Annotated in this window: 12 protein-coding genes; 4 read left to right on the top strand and 8 right to left on the bottom strand. The window is 51.2% G+C overall.

All coding sequences use genetic code 11. The features are described 5' to 3' along the window. Window positions 1-4 precede the first annotated feature (4 nt). Complete coding sequence (locus HMY34_RS17515; protein WP_202716719.1) at window positions 5-460, top strand: outer membrane lipoprotein; 456 nt, start codon at window positions 5-7, stop codon at window positions 458-460. A 63-nt stretch (window positions 461-523) separates the two neighbouring features. Here HMY34_RS17515 and HMY34_RS17510 read toward each other — a convergent pair whose 3' ends face one another. After that, a complete protein-coding gene (locus HMY34_RS17510; RefSeq protein ID WP_202716718.1) occupies window positions 524-892 on the bottom strand; it encodes a hypothetical protein in 369 nt (122 codons plus the stop codon). A gap of 214 nt (window positions 893-1,106) precedes the next feature. Between HMY34_RS17510 and HMY34_RS17505 the strand changes: the two genes are divergently transcribed. The 3 genes from HMY34_RS17505 to HMY34_RS17495 are packed head-to-tail and all read left to right on the top strand — an operon-like array spanning window position 1,107 to window position 3,462. Then, window positions 1,107-1,895, top strand: coding sequence for an inositol monophosphatase family protein (locus HMY34_RS17505; RefSeq protein WP_202716717.1), 789 nt, complete (start codon window positions 1,107-1,109; stop codon window positions 1,893-1,895). Between the two features lie 14 nt (window positions 1,896-1,909). Continuing rightward, the gene (locus HMY34_RS17500; RefSeq protein ID WP_202716716.1) at window positions 1,910-2,674 is read left to right on the top strand and encodes a hypothetical protein; all 765 of its coding nucleotides are present in this window, start codon (window positions 1,910-1,912) and stop codon (window positions 2,672-2,674) included. A 23-nt stretch (window positions 2,675-2,697) separates the two neighbouring features. Next, window positions 2,698-3,462 (top strand): sulfite exporter TauE/SafE family protein, encoded by a 765-nt coding sequence (locus tag HMY34_RS17495; protein WP_202716715.1) that lies wholly within the window; start codon window positions 2,698-2,700, stop codon window positions 3,460-3,462. On the opposite strand, the gene recB is transcribed toward HMY34_RS17495, so the two are convergent. The 7 genes from recB to HMY34_RS17460 all read right to left on the bottom strand — a co-directional run bounded on the left by recB (window position 3,447) and on the right by HMY34_RS17460 (window position 16,330). Continuing rightward, window positions 3,447-7,049, bottom strand: a complete 3,603-nt coding sequence (gene recB / locus HMY34_RS17490) for an exodeoxyribonuclease V subunit beta (RefSeq protein ID WP_202716714.1) — start codon at window positions 7,047-7,049, stop codon at window positions 3,447-3,449. The two genes, HMY34_RS17495 and recB, sit on opposite strands and share 16 nt — an antisense overlap. Before the next feature lie 3 nt (window positions 7,050-7,052). After that, the gene (locus HMY34_RS17485) at window positions 7,053-9,866 is read right to left on the bottom strand and encodes a BPTD_3080 family restriction endonuclease (protein WP_202716713.1); all 2,814 of its coding nucleotides are present in this window, start codon (window positions 9,864-9,866) and stop codon (window positions 7,053-7,055) included. Next, complete coding sequence (locus tag HMY34_RS17480; RefSeq protein WP_202716712.1) at window positions 9,863-10,495, bottom strand: hypothetical protein; 633 nt, start codon at window positions 10,493-10,495, stop codon at window positions 9,863-9,865. Before HMY34_RS17480 ends, HMY34_RS17485 begins: the two co-directional genes overlap by 4 nt. Window positions 10,496-10,500: 5 nt before the next feature. After that, complete coding sequence (locus HMY34_RS17475) at window positions 10,501-11,940, bottom strand: AAA family ATPase (RefSeq protein WP_202716711.1); 1,440 nt, start codon at window positions 11,938-11,940, stop codon at window positions 10,501-10,503. 5 nt (window positions 11,941-11,945) lie between these two features. Then, window positions 11,946-14,957, bottom strand: coding sequence for a site-specific DNA-methyltransferase (locus HMY34_RS17470; RefSeq protein WP_202716710.1), 3,012 nt, complete (start codon window positions 14,955-14,957; stop codon window positions 11,946-11,948). 179 nt (window positions 14,958-15,136) lie between these two features. Next, a complete protein-coding gene (locus HMY34_RS17465) occupies window positions 15,137-15,583 on the bottom strand; it encodes a protein YgfX (protein ID WP_202716709.1) in 447 nt (148 codons plus the stop codon). 6 nt (window positions 15,584-15,589) lie between these two features. Further along, complete coding sequence (locus tag HMY34_RS17460; protein WP_202716708.1) at window positions 15,590-16,330, bottom strand: S-methyl-5'-thioinosine phosphorylase; 741 nt, start codon at window positions 16,328-16,330, stop codon at window positions 15,590-15,592.

Below are 16,330 nucleotides of genomic sequence, written 5' to 3'. Positions count from 1 at the left end.
ACACATGAAATCGGGCTTTTACGCGGGCATCTTGCTGCTCCCACTGACACTGGGCGCTTGCTCCATTATGCCATCCAGCAACACTTACACCACGGCACAAGCGGGGACGTTGCAAGAGGTTAAATTCGGTACGGTTATTGGTTTGCGCAATGTCATGATTCGCGAAGACAATGCCGAAACCGGCAAAGTGGCGGGCGGCGTGATTGGTGGGGTCGCAGGCAACGATTTGGGGCAAGGCAAAGGTCAAATCATTGGCAGCGTAGCAGGCGCGGTGATTGGCGGGACCGTCGGCATCGCACTGGATCGTAGCATTCAATCCAAACCGGGTATTGAAATTACTGTGCGCTTGGAAGATAACCGCACTGTGGCGATTGCACAATTGGCAGATGAACGTTTTTCAATCGGTGAATCCGTTAAGTTATTAACCAGCCAAGACGGTAAAGCTAGAGTAACGCACTAAACAACCGTGGGCGTATTAATACCATCAATACGCCCACTTAAAACACAAATTGCATGTTAATTTTTAATCCATTGCGACAATAACGTTGCTACTGGTGACGTTACTGAGATCAATAATCCGCGACCGGCTAACATTTGCACCATCGAGTGTAACATCAGCGCGGTAAAAGCCCGGTTCCAATTCAATATTCGCCGAGTGCAGATTAACTGACCGATCGTAAATCGCTTTACCGTTTTGCAGGCGATAAACTGTCCAAGTCACCGGCTGCATTGCTGGCCCATTATTCAGCGTAGCCATTAACAATACTTTTGATTTAGGCACATCCGCACCTGCCACCATGGAAAGTGGAGCGCCATTAACCTGCATTGCCATTAATGACAAAAAAACTAACGATGTCGATATTAACCCTTTGCAAACTTTTGTAACTGCCATTTTATACACCTGCTTACTCTATTTATGATTAGATAATGCTATATGTCAACACCAATAAGATTAGTTTAGTTGGATAAAAATACAATTCGATTTTTTTTCTGACTTAAATAAAAAAACTGTTGGAACTTTTTTTCTAATGCGTAACACCGTGCAGAAACCCGCCTGCTTGTGCTATCCTGACGCCCCGTAATATCCCCAGTCCAGGAGTTCGCTGATGCACCCAATGCTCAGAAAAGCAATAGAAGCCGCACGCGAAGCTGGCGAAGGCATTCGCCACTACGCCAACAAAGTGCATAAGCTGGATGTCGAAAACAAAGCACACAATGATTTTGTCAGCGAGGTTGACCGCCAAGCCGAACAAGGCATCGTGCGCTTGCTGCAACGTGCCTACCCTGATCACGCTTTTTTCGGCGAAGAAAGCGGTAAGCAAGGCGTTGACAGCGATTATGAATGGATCATTGACCCACTGGATGGCACCACCAACTTCCTTTACGGTATCCCCCATTATTCGGTTTCCATCGGCATGAAACACAAGGGGCGCTTAATGGTCGGCGTGGTGTATGACCCCTTGCGTGATGAAACCTTTGCCGCTGCGCGTGGTGAAGGCGCTACCTTGAACGGACGACGTATCCGTGTATCCGAACGTAGCACCATGCAGGGTGCTTTGCTCGGCACTGGCGTTCCCTTCCGTGCCAATCAGAATCTCGATCTGTACCTGCAAACCATGAAAGCCTTGCTGCCGGATACCGCTGGCGTGCGCCGCCCCGGATCCGCCGCGCTGGATCTGGCCTATGTTGCCAGTGGGCGCTTTGATGGTTTCTGGGAATTTGGCCTGAATGAATGGGACATCGCGGCGGGTGTATTGCTAGTGCAAGAAGCCGGTGGCCTGATCGGTGACATGAAAGGCGACAATACTTTCCTGAAAACCGGCGATGTGGTCGCGGCTAACCCCAAAGTCTTCAAAGAAATGATCAAACGCCTGCACCCGGTCATGGCGAGATGAACTAAAATCAGGGGATGAAACAAGCTAACTTCATCCCCTCTGCTTACTGCCTGCTTTTGCTAACGTTGCTACCGTTGAATGGTTGCGAAAAACGTGATGCCGCCCCACCGCCAACGCCCCCTGTCGAATCAATCGTAGAACCTGTCATCATTCCCGACGCTGACAAGTTGCAACCCGATCATTCCACCACGGTGAATACACAACCACTCTCCAATAATCCCACCACCGTAGAGACGCAAAATCTTGCGTCTCTACCACCGCCAGAACCAACGCCGGAGCTGGAAACCATGCCTACGCCTCCCGAAAAACCCAATACCCTAAAAATTCCCAACCTCGCCCAGCAAACCCTACCGAGCAGTGACTTTTCGCTGCGTTTCCGCGCCACCGGTGAAAGCTTCTACACCGAAATCACACTGACAAACGGCATCCTCAGCTACACCTATTTTGAAGATACTGATGGACGTTGCGCCCAATGGGTACAAAGCACCCCTTGCTGGCAAGCCGAGGATCTTAAAACCATCAGCCTCGCCTTGCGCCCTGAAGATCTCGACAATCTGTATGCCGTGATCAAAGAAAGTGGCGCACTTACCCTCAAACGCGATACCTTTGGTGGTGCAAAAGCTGGTCAACGCCATTACCCCCAAACCCTAGACATCATGCTCGATGGCAAGGAAAAGCAACTGGTCTACCAAAGTTTTCCGGGGTCTAGCCCCAAACCCGAAGCGTTTGCCCGTTTAGAAACGGTCTTGCTCGAATACGCCCGCGACTTACCGCACTAAACCTCACCGACCGGAACCCTTTTATGCTTGATGGGATGGATTATTTATTAGCAGCCCTCGCAGCGCTGGCAGCCGGTGCGATTAATGCGTTGGCAGGTGGTGGCACGTTGATCACCTTTCCAACGCTGATTGCGCTGGGTATTCCGCCAATCGCGGCGAATATCACCAGCACCGTCGCGCTTTGCCCCGGCTATTTCGGCGCAACCTTGGCACAGCTCAAGGACATTCGCACGCAAACACAACGCTTGTGGCTGGTATTACCGGCAGCGTTGCTGGGCGGTGTGTTGGGTGGCGTGTTATTGCTGAATACGGAGGAAAAGGTGTTTCAGGCGCTGGTGCCGTTTCTGATTTTGCTGGCATCGCTGTTGCTGGCCATCCAAACACCGTTACGGGCTTGGCTCACCCGCCGCTTGCAGACCCATAGCGCCCAAGGGATTCCGCAAACCTGGGCGATTCCGTTAATTCTGTTAGCCGCAGTATACGGCGGTTATTTCGGAGCGGGCTTGAGTGTGATTGTGCTGGCAGCGTTGGCGCTGATTTTGGACGATTCTCTAACCCGCCTGAATGCGCTCAAACAAGCGGTGGCGTTTGGGGTCAATATTGCCGCCGCCGTCTTCTTCCTGTTTTCCGGCAAAGTGATCTGGATGTTGGCACTCGTCATGGCGGGCGGCGCACTGCTAGGCGGAGTGCTAGGCGGCAAACTCGCCAGCAGCATCAACCCCAATGCCTTGCGCTGGCTAGTGGTCAGCATCGGGGTGATGATTGCGGTGATTTACTGGATTAAGTGATCCAACGCCTCAATCAAGGCAAGCGTTGGTTTGTGGAAGAATACGCCGGAGCCAGCCTGTTCCGGTGTCATGCCCCGCAAAAACAAATACAACGCCCCACCAACATGCTGTTGCCAGTCATACCCCGGCAACCGCTGTTGCAAATAGCGGTGTAACGCCAAACAGTAGATGAGATATTGCAGGTAATAATGGTGTTCCGCCATCGCCTCTTGCATCACCTCGAAACGGTAATCGGCAGGCATTGCGCCCAGATCATTCGACTTGTAATCCACCACAAAATACTGCCCGTCGGCGGCAAATACCAAGTCGATGTAGCCCTTCATATAACCCGTTAAATCATTGAACTTCAGCTTGTCGATAGCGCTGTGAATGGCGTCCCATTCGGCGGGAAGGTGATGGTGCAACAAGGTTTGCAGCGGTTTCAGACGCAAGCGTTCTACCGGAAAATAGAATTCGAGTTCATCAAGGCGTTGCGCTTTGGGCAAATCGCACAAACGCAGATTAACGGCTGGCAACGGTGTATTGAGGGTATTTTCCAGCAGTTGCACACCGGCGGGTAGCCAGCGTTCGGGCAAGCCGTGGCGTTTCAACGCGGGTAGCAATACGCTGTCCTGCTGGGGGGCAAGCGCTTGGGTGAAATCGAGTTCTTCCAGCATTTTGTGCAAACAGCTTCCGGCTTTTGCGCCGCGTGGGAATGCTTCGCTTCGACTGCGCTCAGCGACCACGCTACCCCGTTCAGCGACCGGAGAGTTTCGTTCGCTGAGCGAAGTCGAAGCGAACACCAGCGTATCGTAGTCTGGGCGTTCATCATCCTTGCCAGATGTCAAACCACTGAAACTGCCGACTTTGGGAACCGGCACGTAACGTGGCTGGTAGCGGCGAATGCTGGGTTGCCATTCACCGCTGTCGGCTTGATAACACACCCGCGTTTCCTCAACGGGCAAGACTTCATGGCTGATGCCGCCTGCTGATTGTTCCACCAACTGCGCTAATTGCGTGTGCATCAAACGTTGGCGTTCATCGGGTTGCATCCCGTCTTTGCGCAATTTGCCGAGAATTGCCTTGCCCTGCGGTAACTTGCCGAATAACAGCCAACCGAGTGCCGAATAGTAGTCGAATTGGTTAATGCGCCCGCTGACCAGCGCAATGGTGCAATGGTATTTAGCACGAGTGAGCGCGACGTACAGCAAACGTAAACTTTCGGCTTGTTCGGCTTCGCGGAAACACTTAAGCGCCGCGTCACTGGCAAAGGCTTCGGCTTGCAGGCGCGAAATGCCCGCTTCGGTGTCACGGTCGTACCAACTGAACCAAGTGCTGGTTTTCGCGTCACGTTCTGCCCACAAATACGGGCAATACACAATGCCGTATTCCAGCCCCTTGCTTTTGTGGATGGTGGTAATTTGCACCAAGTTTTCATCGCTTTCTAGGCGGAGTTCGTGCGCTTCGTCTTGTTCACCCGCTTCGGCTTTTTGTTGTAACCAACGAATCAGCGCGTGCATCCCATGCCCTTGCAAGCGGCTTTCGGTGTGGATGAGTTCCGCCAAATGCAACAAATTGGTGAGACGACGTTCGCCATCTGCCAAGGCTAACAAATGCGCGTAGCGTTGGCGTTGCAACATCCACTGGCGAAACATCGGCATGAAACCTTGCGAATGCCAGGTTTTATGCCAACGGTGGAAGGCTTCGAGTTCGGCTTCCAAGAGCGCTGGGGTTTCATCCAGCGCGAATAAATCTTCGGCGGTGAAACCAAACAGTTCGGTCACGAGCGCTTGCTTGAGGGCGGTTTCATTGCCCGGTTCGGCAATCGCCCGCAATACGGCGCGAAAATCGCTGGCTTCGCGGGTACAGAAAATGCTGTCGCGTGATTTTTGTACGCTGGCAATGCCGCGAGCCAGCAAAGCGCGTTTGATTTGTTCGCCCTGTTGGTTTTCGCGCACGAGTACCGCAATGTCGCGGCTTTCTACGGGGCGTTCACCGATTCGGGCAATACCTTCGCGACCCGCGTTTAAGAGGCGGGCAATGTCGTTGGCGACGGCTTCGGCAATGCGTTCTTGTACGGCGGGGCTGTTGTAGCCTTCATCGAGTGTGTTCCAATCCCAGAAACGAAGCGGGGAAATACCCCTCACCCCCAGCCCCTCTCCCTCAAGGGGCGAGGGGAGGAAGATGTCGTGTTGTGGTTTACCGGCGCTGACGGCTTCGTAGCGGATGTCGCTGCGGAACGGTTGGTCGGATTGCGCGAACAGGTGGTTGAGCGCTTGCAGCAAATCGGGGTGCGACCGGAAATTGTGTTGCAACGTGTAGTGCGCCGACGTGCTGTGCGCGGCTTTGAGGTAGGTGTAAATATCCGCCCCCCGAAACCCGTAAATCGCCTGTTTAGGGTCGCCCACGTAAAACACCGGCTGTTCGGGTTTATCGCGGTAAATGCGCTCGAAAATCTCGTACTGAATCGGGTCAGTATCCTGAAACTCATCAATCAACGCCGCCTGATATTTCAGCGCCAAACGCGGCGGAAAATCGGGGTGTTGTTCCAACGCCTCGCGCAAATGCAATAGCAAATCATCGAAGGTGAGAATGCCGAGTTGCTGTTTGCGCACGGGCAATTCGGCGCGTAAATGGTGCAGCAATTGCAGGCGCAAGTATTCCAGCGCGGCTTGTTCGCCTTCCGACAGCGCGTCATGGGCGGCGAGTAAGGCATCCACTTGTGTGAAAAAAGCGTGTTGGGGCGTGGCTTTGCCGGACTTGGTTTTTTCGGTCAGCGCGGTGGTGGCAAAGCGTTCAAAGGTTTCATACGGCAATTCCAGCGGATTAGTAAAATACGCATCGAGTTTACTCGCCCAATTCGGCACATAGCGCTTGCTGTAGGTGCTGCCGTTGAGTGCGCCACCCAGCAATAAGCCAATGATCGCCTCACGTTCACTCGCCCAATGTTGCTGGCAGGCTTGCAAGGCAGACTCGAAAATGCTTTGCCGTTGCGCAAATGCCTCGGTAGTGACGGGCTGAATATCGGTGTGCAAATACGGTTTGCCAATGAAATTGCGCACGTTTGCCAGCAAACCGTCCGGGGTCAGCCCGCGTTTTTGCAACAGCCGTAAATGCAGCGCATCGGGTTTGAGGAAATGCTGATACCAGAATTTGTCGGTTAATTCGGTGAGCAGATTGTCTTCATTCGTTACCAATTCAGTTTCAAATGGCATCCGCGCTTCAAAGGCGTTTTCGGATAACACGCGCTTGCAGAAACCGTGAATGGTGAATACCGCCGCTTCGTCGAAACTCACCAAGGCCAGTTGCAGGCGTTGGATGCAGTCGTGGAGCGGCGCTTCTAAGGGCAACGATTCGTAGGTTTCGGCGTGTGGGCGTTGTTCCAGATAGGCTAAAGCATCGGCGAGGCGTTTGCGGATGCGGGCGCGTAACTCGGCGGTGGCCGCTTCGGTGTAGGTGACGACCAGAATTTTGTCGACTTTGAGACCGTATACCGCAATCAGGCGCAGGTAGAGCCATGAAATCGTCCAGGTTTTACCCGTACCCGCGCTGGCTTCGATGAGGTTTGTCCCAACGAGGGGGACGCTTTGGGCGTGGAGGGTTTGCATGATTTAGGCTTCCCCGTGCTGTGCCAGCGTGTCGTAAATCTTAGCAGGCTCAAAAATCACAGCCGCACCCCATTCGCCAAAACCACCACGGCTGTTAACGGCAGCGACCCACGTATCCAATGCCGCACGTTTCGCATCCGCCTGTTCGGAGTTTTTACCCTTGATTTCCAATACCAAGGTTTTGCCATTGCTCAACCGAATCAGAAAGTCCGGTACATAACGCCGTTTTGAACCGCGCCATAAATACAGCACTTGAAACCCCAAATGATCATTTTTAGCGTAGCTATGCACAAATTCTGAACTTTCCAACACACCCGCGACATAATGCTCCCAAGTGCTGTCATCAACGACATGAGAAATTTGCGATTTAGTGGTTTCAAAACAAGGCTTGGTGCTGTACCAGATGGGCATATCGGCAGTGGAGGATTGTGGTTTGTCGGTGTCAAAAATCGGCTCTAAGTGTTCGCTGTTCTGTTCGGTGACAAAGCGCAACAAGTGTTGCACGATAATGTCGATATTCAGCCCAATCAAGATACGCTTGCGTAACGGTTCTTGGTGGTAGTCGGACGGAATATTCAACACTTCCGAATCAATAAACTGTTCCACTAGGCGAATCAGTTGCAGCAACAAATATTCCCGATGGCCTTTGAAAGCCGCTTGCAATTGATCGAAGGCTTTTTGAGCAGCACGGAATACCAAGCGTTGCAGGCGGAAACCTTCTGGCAACAACGCAAGATCAATGCCATGCACCTGATCCAACGCCGTTGCACCACCCAAGGCTGGGGCAAGATCAGCAGAAACGGGAGTCAGTGCCGGGTCAAGCGTGAGTGTTTCCACCTGTGACCAGTCGATGTGCAATTCCGGGCGAACCACGGTGTCAATGCGCAGCACATTAGGCCAGCGGATTTCCAACGCATGGCGTTCTGGCAGTGACTTGATTTGGGTGCTGGGCTTGGGCGGTGGCGGCGGTACACCGTCATCCCCCACATCCTGAAAAATCGACAGCGGCACGCCAAACACGTTCACGTATTCGGGAATAAACAAACCGTTTTCGTCACGGTCATAAGACACGCGCCGCAACCCACGCCCGATTACCTGTTCGCATAACAATTGGCTGGAAAAGGCGCGTAAGCCCATGATGTGGGTGACGTTCCTGGCATCCCAGCCTTCCGACAACATCGCGACGGAAATAACATTCTGCAAATCTTGCCCAGCCATGCCGCGTTTGCCGACGTTATCAATGATCTCGCGTAACAACTCCTCTTTTTTCAGGGCTTGCAGTTCTTGCTTGCGGGTAAGGGGAATATTGGCAGCGTGAATAATGGCTTGAAGCTGAGCTTCGTAACCTTTATCAGCGGTAGATGCTTCCCCGACTTCGGCTTTTTCCAGCACTCTGGAATCCACCCGCAAAGTGCGTTCGGGAGCTTGCAACTCCGCCCAATGCGCATCGCCTGCCCGAAAATAATGTTCCACCCGTGCGGCGGTTTCGGTACGGTTGCAGACCGTCAACATCACAGGCGGTGAAGTGTGACCTGCGGCTTGCCAACTGTGTAATGCAGCCCGCCAATCTGCCCCCAACAGGGTGTAGGCGGTTTGCACCAATTCCGGCAAGGGTTCGGTGGCTTGTGCGCCTTTACGGTTCAAATCTTCGGCTACATCGGCTTCGGCGTACAGGTGGTAGAGTTTGGAGCGGTAGGTTTTGGCATTTGGTAACGCATCATCGCGCACCACCACTCGCGGGGTTTTCACCAGCCCGGCCTCAATCGCATCGTACAAGCCAAAATCGGAAATGACCCACGGAAACAACGCCGATTCGGTGTTGCGCTTACCAGTCGGGGCAAACGGGGTGGCGGACAGGTCGAAACAGCGGGTAATGCGGCGCGTTTTGTGGATGCGGTCTAGCCCTTCAATCCAGCGGGTAGCCTCATCCAGATCAATGCCTTGTTCAGCGGCTTGCGCTTTGCTGATCTTGAGTTCGGCGGGTTTGCGGTAAGCGTGGTGGGCTTCGTCGTTGATCACCAGCAGACCGCGCTTGCTTGACAGTTTACCCAATACCCGGCGGGTAAAAGCTTCGTCGTTTTCCGCACCTTTTTTCTGTACCGAACGTTCCGGTTCTTTCAAGGGCATTAGGCTGTGCCAATTTTCAATCAGCACTTCCATCTGGTTGAGTTTGTGGCGCAGCGAAGTATTGGGGCAAAGACTGAATGCATCGTAATAGTTGTCGGTTGCCCCCGGTTGCAACACTTGCAAACGTTCCTTGACGGTCAAACCCGGTGCAATGATCAGGATGTTGCTGGAAAACTCCTTGTGGCGTTTGGGGAACGCGAGGGCGTTGAGTACCTGCCATGTGATGAGCATTGCCATGACAGTGGTTTTGCCTGTACCCGTCGCCATTTTGCTGCACAAACGTTCCCACGCGCCGCCGTCGCCTTCAATCACGATGCTTTGTTTGTAATCGGGCAGGGCTTCTACCCACCAGATCAGGGTTTCGATGGCTTCCAATTGGCAGAAATAGAAGGGGTAATCGCGGGCAGTGCTGTCGTGCCAATGTTCCAGCAGACTGCGGGTAATCGTGGTAATGCCGGGGTAGCCAGCGGTACGCCATGCGTCCACCCGTGCGCGGATTTGGTTGACCAGCGGCAATTCGACTTCGCGACTGGTATTGTTGCGGGTGTCGAAGATTTCGTAACTGGCAGGGCGGCGACCGACTACCTGCTCTAATTTGGGCGTAGTGGAATTGTTTTGTGTTGCCTTTCGCCAATATTGTTGCGGGCAGGCGTAGGGGCTATTGATGATCAGGGATTTGGGGGCAGTCATGCGGCTTTTCCCTGTACACATCTCAGTGCTGCACTTAATAATGCTGGGAGATTGATAGAGGATGCATACCATTCACTAACGTGCAAACCATTGCGTTCTTCAAATTGAAACGTTAAATGTTTACTGGGTTGATTTCTTGCACGTCTTTGGTCGCCGTAGCACAAGACACCGAAGAAATGCGGTGGATGAGCAGTACATTTACTGTGCAAAGTGAGTATTTCAAGCACAAAATTGACAAATAACTTGCTTGATTTCATTTGCTGTAGGTAATGCCCTTTATTTGCCTGTTTCATCTCGATCAGGAAGACAAATAAATTCTCATCACGACTGCCAATTAGAATCAAATCACACTGTTGGGTAATGCCTGACTCGGTGGGTTCAAAAAATGGTAGCAAGCTGTCTTTAGCGATTGACTTTGCTTGGTTGCTGTCTTTGTTACGGTCAACATCCGTGGACAATAGCAGGCATTCAGCCGCATTTTTGGTATTGATATTGAGTTCTTGACGGCTTTTCTCATCAACTATCGTCAATTGGTATATGCCGCTGTCTTTGCTTGATTCATTCGCAAAGAAATCACGTTGAATACAGCGTTTAATCGCTTTTACCGTTTCAATCGCAGGGTTTGACATCGTTGTTAGTTCCCTTTGCCTGCGCCGTACTTTAATGTATAAAAAATGTCGTCACTGGTTTCATTCAAATCGTTAATGACTTCATCAAAAGTGGTGGCAATGATGCCTTCCTCCTGTGATACTTCCATTGTTTGAATACTGTTTTTGTCAAACAAATACGCCCCAACCTGCTCAGGCTTCAGAATTTCAGCTTCGGTATAACCGTATTTCTCCATTAGATCAGCGCGTTGTGGGTGTTCTTGTGACAGCATGATCAAAGAGTTGATTTCACGTATCAAGTAGTCGCTGTGCGTACTAATCACAACTCGCATTCCTTTATTTACTAATTTTGAAATCAAACGAGCAAATGCTCGTTGATTACTTGGATGAAGATTTAATTCAGGTTCATCAATCATCAATGTCGCCAATTTTCCTGATGGTTTTCCCATACCATTTCCATTCAAAAAAAACCATAAGCCTGCTAAAGAATTGGCAGTGGAGGAAGAGAGATGAAGTTCGGTTTGAATATTATTGTTAATAAACGATATTTTATTATTATCGTCAATCTCATAAGAACCACCACTGATTTTTTCTATATCAAACGTTAGTTCTTGCATTGGCGTTATTATTTTAATAAAAGACTTACCACCTAGCGATAACGTATTTAACCAATCAATATAATCAGCTATAGGTTTTGCATAAAGAGAAAGACGCTTTAAATAATCTTCTAATTCTCTTGATCCAATCCGACCAGCATGTAATGCCTGCACTCGTGTAAAATTTAACTCCCTAAACACTAAATGCAGTCCATTTCTTTCCGCAGGCAATAAGAAAGGATGACCAGCACCCAAATAGCGTTCCCCAGCAATATGTCTAAAAATAAATCTCTTTAAATGCATTTCTATATCAGGCAAACTCGCATCAAGCAAAGTAAATTTTATATCTAGGTGTTGATGTTCTTTCTCTGCATGAAAAACCGGATGCCCGCCTATATCTGCAAGACTAGTATTAATTTGTAATGCTTGAAAATATTTTACCGACCATTCTTTGTTTAAAGCATAATTAAAAACTGATTCTTCAAAAAAATCACTTGAAGAATTCAAAATTCTAGCCAATTCATTATTAATAGAGTTTTTAATGATATTCTCAATAAGAATAAAATTCCTCTCAAACCATTCACTAGGATTTAATAGTGCTTTTCCAGAAGTGCGCAATTGATTTGCCAGATTTTTAATCTCTGGCAGTTCGCCATCTATATCAATGCCACTTAATACTCCGTAGAGGGCATACATTGCCCATGTTTTTCCAGTATTATTTTTTCCACAGAAAATAGTCAACGGCTTTAATTGAAACTCTCCTTTTTGGATACACCCAAAATCTTTCACCGAAAACGTAACGTTTTTAGGAGGGTCAATACTGCCCTCAAAGCTAAAATAGCCTGTCATACCAAGATTATTTTGATCCATATCTATCACTCCAACTCCATCACTTTCAGCGATTCTATCCCACGGTCATCCACGATTTTGACGGCAATGCGCTTGTGGTCGCCCGCCGCAAATGGCAAAGACACCGTGCCGTGGAACGCATCCAGCCGCGTTTCGTCGAGTTCGGCGCGGATGTCTTTCTTGAGTTTATACCAGCCGTCCTGTTTGCCTGCCATCGGAAAGAAAACTTGTGCAGGAAACAGCGAGCGGTTGTCGTAGTCCGTATCCAACGACCAGACGGCGATGCGGTTTTTGCCGCCGGATTGCAACTCGCCTTTAGTGGTGTCGAAGTAGTCGAAACCGTGGACTTCGATTTCGTACTGACCGTCTTTGCGTTTGCGCACTTCTACGTCGGGTTGTCCCATGAGCCAGAAACTTTGGTTGTTGGCGCGTTGTTTTTTGAGGTCTTCGGTGAGCAAGTCGGTGTTCATTTGCGCTTTCAGGGCGGTGATGCCTTTGGTCGCGTCGATGTCTTTGGCTGCTTCGGGGTCGAAGGTGAAGGCGCAAAACACGATCATTTTCGGCAGCGGGAACAGTTCCCCGGCTTCGCGCAGGGCATTTTCGACTTGGCGTTGTTCGAGTGCGGCGTGTTCGGGACCGAAACTGACCACCACGCGCTCGCCGGTATCGAGAGTGCCGCTGCTGTGCAGGTAGCGCGTACCGGGCAAGGTTTCGAGTTCGGCGAATTTGAGCATTTGTTTATTTTTGCCACGGATGCCGGTTTTCATCAGTTCGTCGCGCCATTGGGTTTGGCGGGACGTTTCACCGCTGCGGGCAACGCTGTTGTCGGCTTGGGTGGGTTGCACGGCATCGTTGAGGGATAGCACGGTGGGGAATGGCACGGCTTCGAGCGAAAACGGGCCGGTGATGCGCCGTTTGTCTTTGGCGATTTGCGGCTGGTCGTAGAGGGTTTCTTGTCCGGCATTGGCGGCGATGCTGTCATCCATGCGGCGTTGCATCGTCTGACGCGCCGTGTGGAAAGCGTCGAATGAGGCGCGGGCGGATTCTGGCCAATCGGCGGGGAAATCGAACGGCACATCCCATTCTTGTAGCTGCCCCTTAGGAGGGGGCCGTTTTATCATGGCATTCAGTTCCCGTAACGCCTGTTCAATCGCCGGATGCAGTTTATCGTAAATCAGGTCGATTTCGGGGTTGTTGGCGATGGATTTTAGCGTGACGTGCGGGACGGTTTTGTAAATGAAGCCGCCTTTCAAGCCTTCTTGCGGGTATTTGAGGTCGAAGTAGTCGAAGCTGGCGGTCATCAGGCGTTGTTTTGCCAGCGTTACGGCTACCCGTGAGGTATCGCAGGTAATCCAGCGTCGCCCCCACTTTTCTGCCACGAATGCGGTTGTGCCGCTGCCGCAAGTCGGGTCAAGCACCAAATCCCCCGGCTCCGTCGTCATCAACATACACCGCTCAACAGCCTTGTCTGCCGTTTGAACAACATAAATACGGTCACTTGCTCCCGCTGTATCTACCCAGTTATTTCCTAGCGGGAATGCTGAAAAGTCGTCAATAAAGCGTTTGTATGAAAGTCTTATACCTTGTGGGACAAGCCTTCCAGCTTTTGAAAGCCGTTCCATACCTTCTGAGGTTGTTGTCCAACCCCGTGAACTTGGCGGATAAAATTCACTACCATTTACTTGCACTGGAAAATACATTGCTGAACCCAAACCAGAATCACGACCCTGCCTTTGTGAAGTAACATCGCCCAAACGAAAAACTTTAGCGGCATCTGGCGGATTTTTTTGTCCCAATCTTTTTACTTCTCCGGTGTCGAGCTGAAAGAATTGATACATTGCACTACCAGCACCACCAATTTCTTTTGATAACAATGGCTGTCGGTATTTTAAGTATTCAATATCTTTTGCATACCAAACCAAGTAATCACAAGTTCCAGATAAAAATCGGGACGTTTGCCCAGATGTTTTTTGAACAGTAATGAGCGCAACAACGTTATCGACACCGAAGATTTCGTCCATGAGTTCGCGGACGTGGTGGAGGTTTTCGTCGGAGATTTGGACGAAGATTGAGCCGCTGTCGGCGAGCAGGTCACGCGCCAGCAGCAAGCGGTCACGCAAGTAGGTGAGATACGAGTGGATGCCGAGTTCCCACGTATCGCGAAACGCCTTGATCATTTCCGGCTCTTGCGTCAAATCCTCATCCTTGCGGTCTTTGACATCACGCTTGTTCACAAACGGCTGGAAATTCGAGCCATACTTAATCCCATACGGCGGATCAAGGTAAATCATCTGCACCTGCCCCGCCATGCTCTCCTTCTGCAACAACGAATTCATCACCAGCAAGGAATCCCCCGCCACCAAGCGGTTCGACCACCCCTTATCGTGATGGTAAAAATCCACCGCATCCCGCAACGGCAAATTCTCAAACGGCGCATTAAACAACCCAAACTGAAACCGACCAGAACCAAACCTCTTCGCTACCTCGCCCCTTGAGGGAGAGGGCTGGGGTGAGGGGTTCTTCATCCCCCGCTGCAACGCCGACAAAATACTCAACGGATCAATCCGCTCATGCACATGCAAACTGACCGTATCCACCGCAAAGCTGGTACGTTCCGCCTTCCCCGCCCAATTCAAAAACGGCGACTGCATCCGCTTGAGTTCCGCCAACGCCTCCCGCATCACCGCCTCATCACCACTCGCCAGCGCCTCATCAATCAATTGCTCCACCGCCGCCCGACTGGAATCAAACTGCAATTCTGGCGCAAGGTGCGGATTATGCGCCCACTCAGTCTTAGGCTGTGCCGGGTCATTGGCATCGTTGACCATGCCCACTTCCGGGTTGTTCTTGCGGGTTTCGCCGTGGCGGTAGGAAATAATCGGGGTTTCATCCACTGCTTTAGGCTTGGGAGCAGGTTTGGCAGCGGCTTTACCCGTCAATTTGAGACCTTGCTGTTTAGGAGGCGTAGGCGGCACGACTTGCGCCGTAAGATCAAGGGATTCAGCAGGTTGGGTATTATCAGTTTTGTTGGAAGGCATGAGGCAACATCAGGTTACACAATAATAATGGCGATTGTACCCGAAAAATTTTCATGATGTGTCAACCGAACCTGCGCTTAATCGTTATACATACTGACTAAGCCCAAGAGTCCCTAAAAATAGTCATCATAAAAATTCACAGCCCTTAATGCTTCAAAACCCTCCTGCGCCGGAGGGTTTTATTTTTCAGGGACATCCGCCGGACTGAACTTCACCCGCACGCGCAATTGCCGTAAAACATCCGACGGCACACTGTCCGGCATGACAATCAGCGAATACAACTTACCGTTTTGCGTCCGCCAATTCAGCACACACCCCCACGGATGCAAAAAGCTACTATCATCCAACCACGCAAAAAACCCCGCAGAAGCAGTACGCACCAAGGCATTATCCACCTGATAAAAACGCACTTCCTGCACCGCATTCGGCGCAACCCGGCTAATATGCAGCCGCCAGTAATAACGCAACGACACCGCGATCAACACCAGCAGCAAGCCCTTGCCCCACCACGGTAATGCAGGCATAAAACCCACCACGAGCGCCGCCAGCACATGGCTTACCAGAATAAAAACAGCCAGTCGCCGTGAAGCCACTGGCTGTAAATACAAGGGCGGCTGGTTATCCAAAGCTGATCAGCACACCAAGGCACGCAACAAAGCACGCGCATTCGCCATGCCCACCACTAAATTCTGCTGAATATCCTCCATGGTGATTTCTTCACTGTCTTTACCTGCTGCCCAGTTCGCCACCACCGCACAAGCCGCGTAACAAAGATCCAACTCGCGGGCAAGCGCCGCTTCTGGCATCGCCGTCATGCCCACCAAATCACAGCCGTCACGTTCCAAACGGGTAATTTCAGCAGCCGTTTCCAAACGCGGGCCTTGGGTAGCGGCATACGTGCCACGCGGTACCACATCCAACTTGGCGCATTCAGCCGCCGCCAGCAACGCATTGCGCACTTCTGCACAATACGGCCACGAAAAATCAATGTGCGTCACATCGGTCAAACCGTCTTCAAAAAAGGTATGCGCCCGCCCATGGGTATAATCAATAATCTGATCAGGAATCACCAAACGCATGGGCTGCATTTCCGGCGTAATCCCTCCCACGGCGGCAATCGCCACTATTTTTTTAACACCCAAACTTCTCAGCGCCCATAAATTCGCACGGTAATTCACCCGATGCGGGGGGATATTGTGGGTATAACCGTGCCGCGCCAGAAACACAATGCGCTTACCAGCGATCATCCCATGCGTCACCGGGCCGGACGGCTCACCGTAAGGCGTATGCACCACTTCACGGTGAATCACTTCCAAGCCTTCGATTTCGGTCAGCCCGGTGCCGCCGATTACTGCAAATTCAATCGTGCTCAT

This window comes from Thiothrix subterranea (assembly GCF_016772315.1).
In the GTDB taxonomy this organism is placed as follows: Bacteria; Pseudomonadota; Gammaproteobacteria; order Thiotrichales; family Thiotrichaceae; genus Thiothrix; species Thiothrix subterranea.
The sequence above is the reverse complement of the archived record's forward strand: the minus strand, read 5'-3'. Positions and strand labels throughout refer to the sequence as shown.

Excerpts from the sequence above, each read along its gene's own strand:
- HMY34_RS17515 (WP_202716719.1), top strand. The coding sequence starts at position 5 with ATGAAATCGGGCTTTTACGCGGGCATCTTGCTGCTCCCACTGACACTG.
- HMY34_RS17510 (WP_202716718.1), bottom strand. The coding sequence starts at position 892 with ATGGCAGTTACAAAAGTTTGCAAAGGGTTAATATCGACATCGTTAGTT.
- HMY34_RS17505 (WP_202716717.1), top strand. The coding sequence starts at position 1,107 with ATGCACCCAATGCTCAGAAAAGCAATAGAAGCCGCACGCGAAGCTGGC.
- HMY34_RS17500 (WP_202716716.1), top strand. The coding sequence starts at position 1,910 with ATGAAACAAGCTAACTTCATCCCCTCTGCTTACTGCCTGCTTTTGCTA.
- HMY34_RS17495 (WP_202716715.1), top strand. The coding sequence starts at position 2,698 with ATGCTTGATGGGATGGATTATTTATTAGCAGCCCTCGCAGCGCTGGCA.
- recB (WP_202716714.1), bottom strand. The coding sequence starts at position 7,049 with ATGCAAACCCTCCACGCCCAAAGCGTCCCCCTCGTTGGGACAAACCTC.
- HMY34_RS17485 (WP_202716713.1), bottom strand. The coding sequence starts at position 9,866 with ATGACTGCCCCCAAATCCCTGATCATCAATAGCCCCTACGCCTGCCCG.
- HMY34_RS17480 (WP_202716712.1), bottom strand. The coding sequence starts at position 10,495 with ATGTCAAACCCTGCGATTGAAACGGTAAAAGCGATTAAACGCTGTATT.
- HMY34_RS17475 (WP_202716711.1), bottom strand. The coding sequence starts at position 11,940 with ATGGATCAAAATAATCTTGGTATGACAGGCTATTTTAGCTTTGAGGGC.
- HMY34_RS17470 (WP_202716710.1), bottom strand. The coding sequence starts at position 14,957 with ATGCCTTCCAACAAAACTGATAATACCCAACCTGCTGAATCCCTTGAT.
- HMY34_RS17460 (WP_202716708.1), bottom strand. The coding sequence starts at position 16,330 with ATGAGCACGATTGAATTTGCAGTAATCGGCGGCACCGGGCTGACCGAA.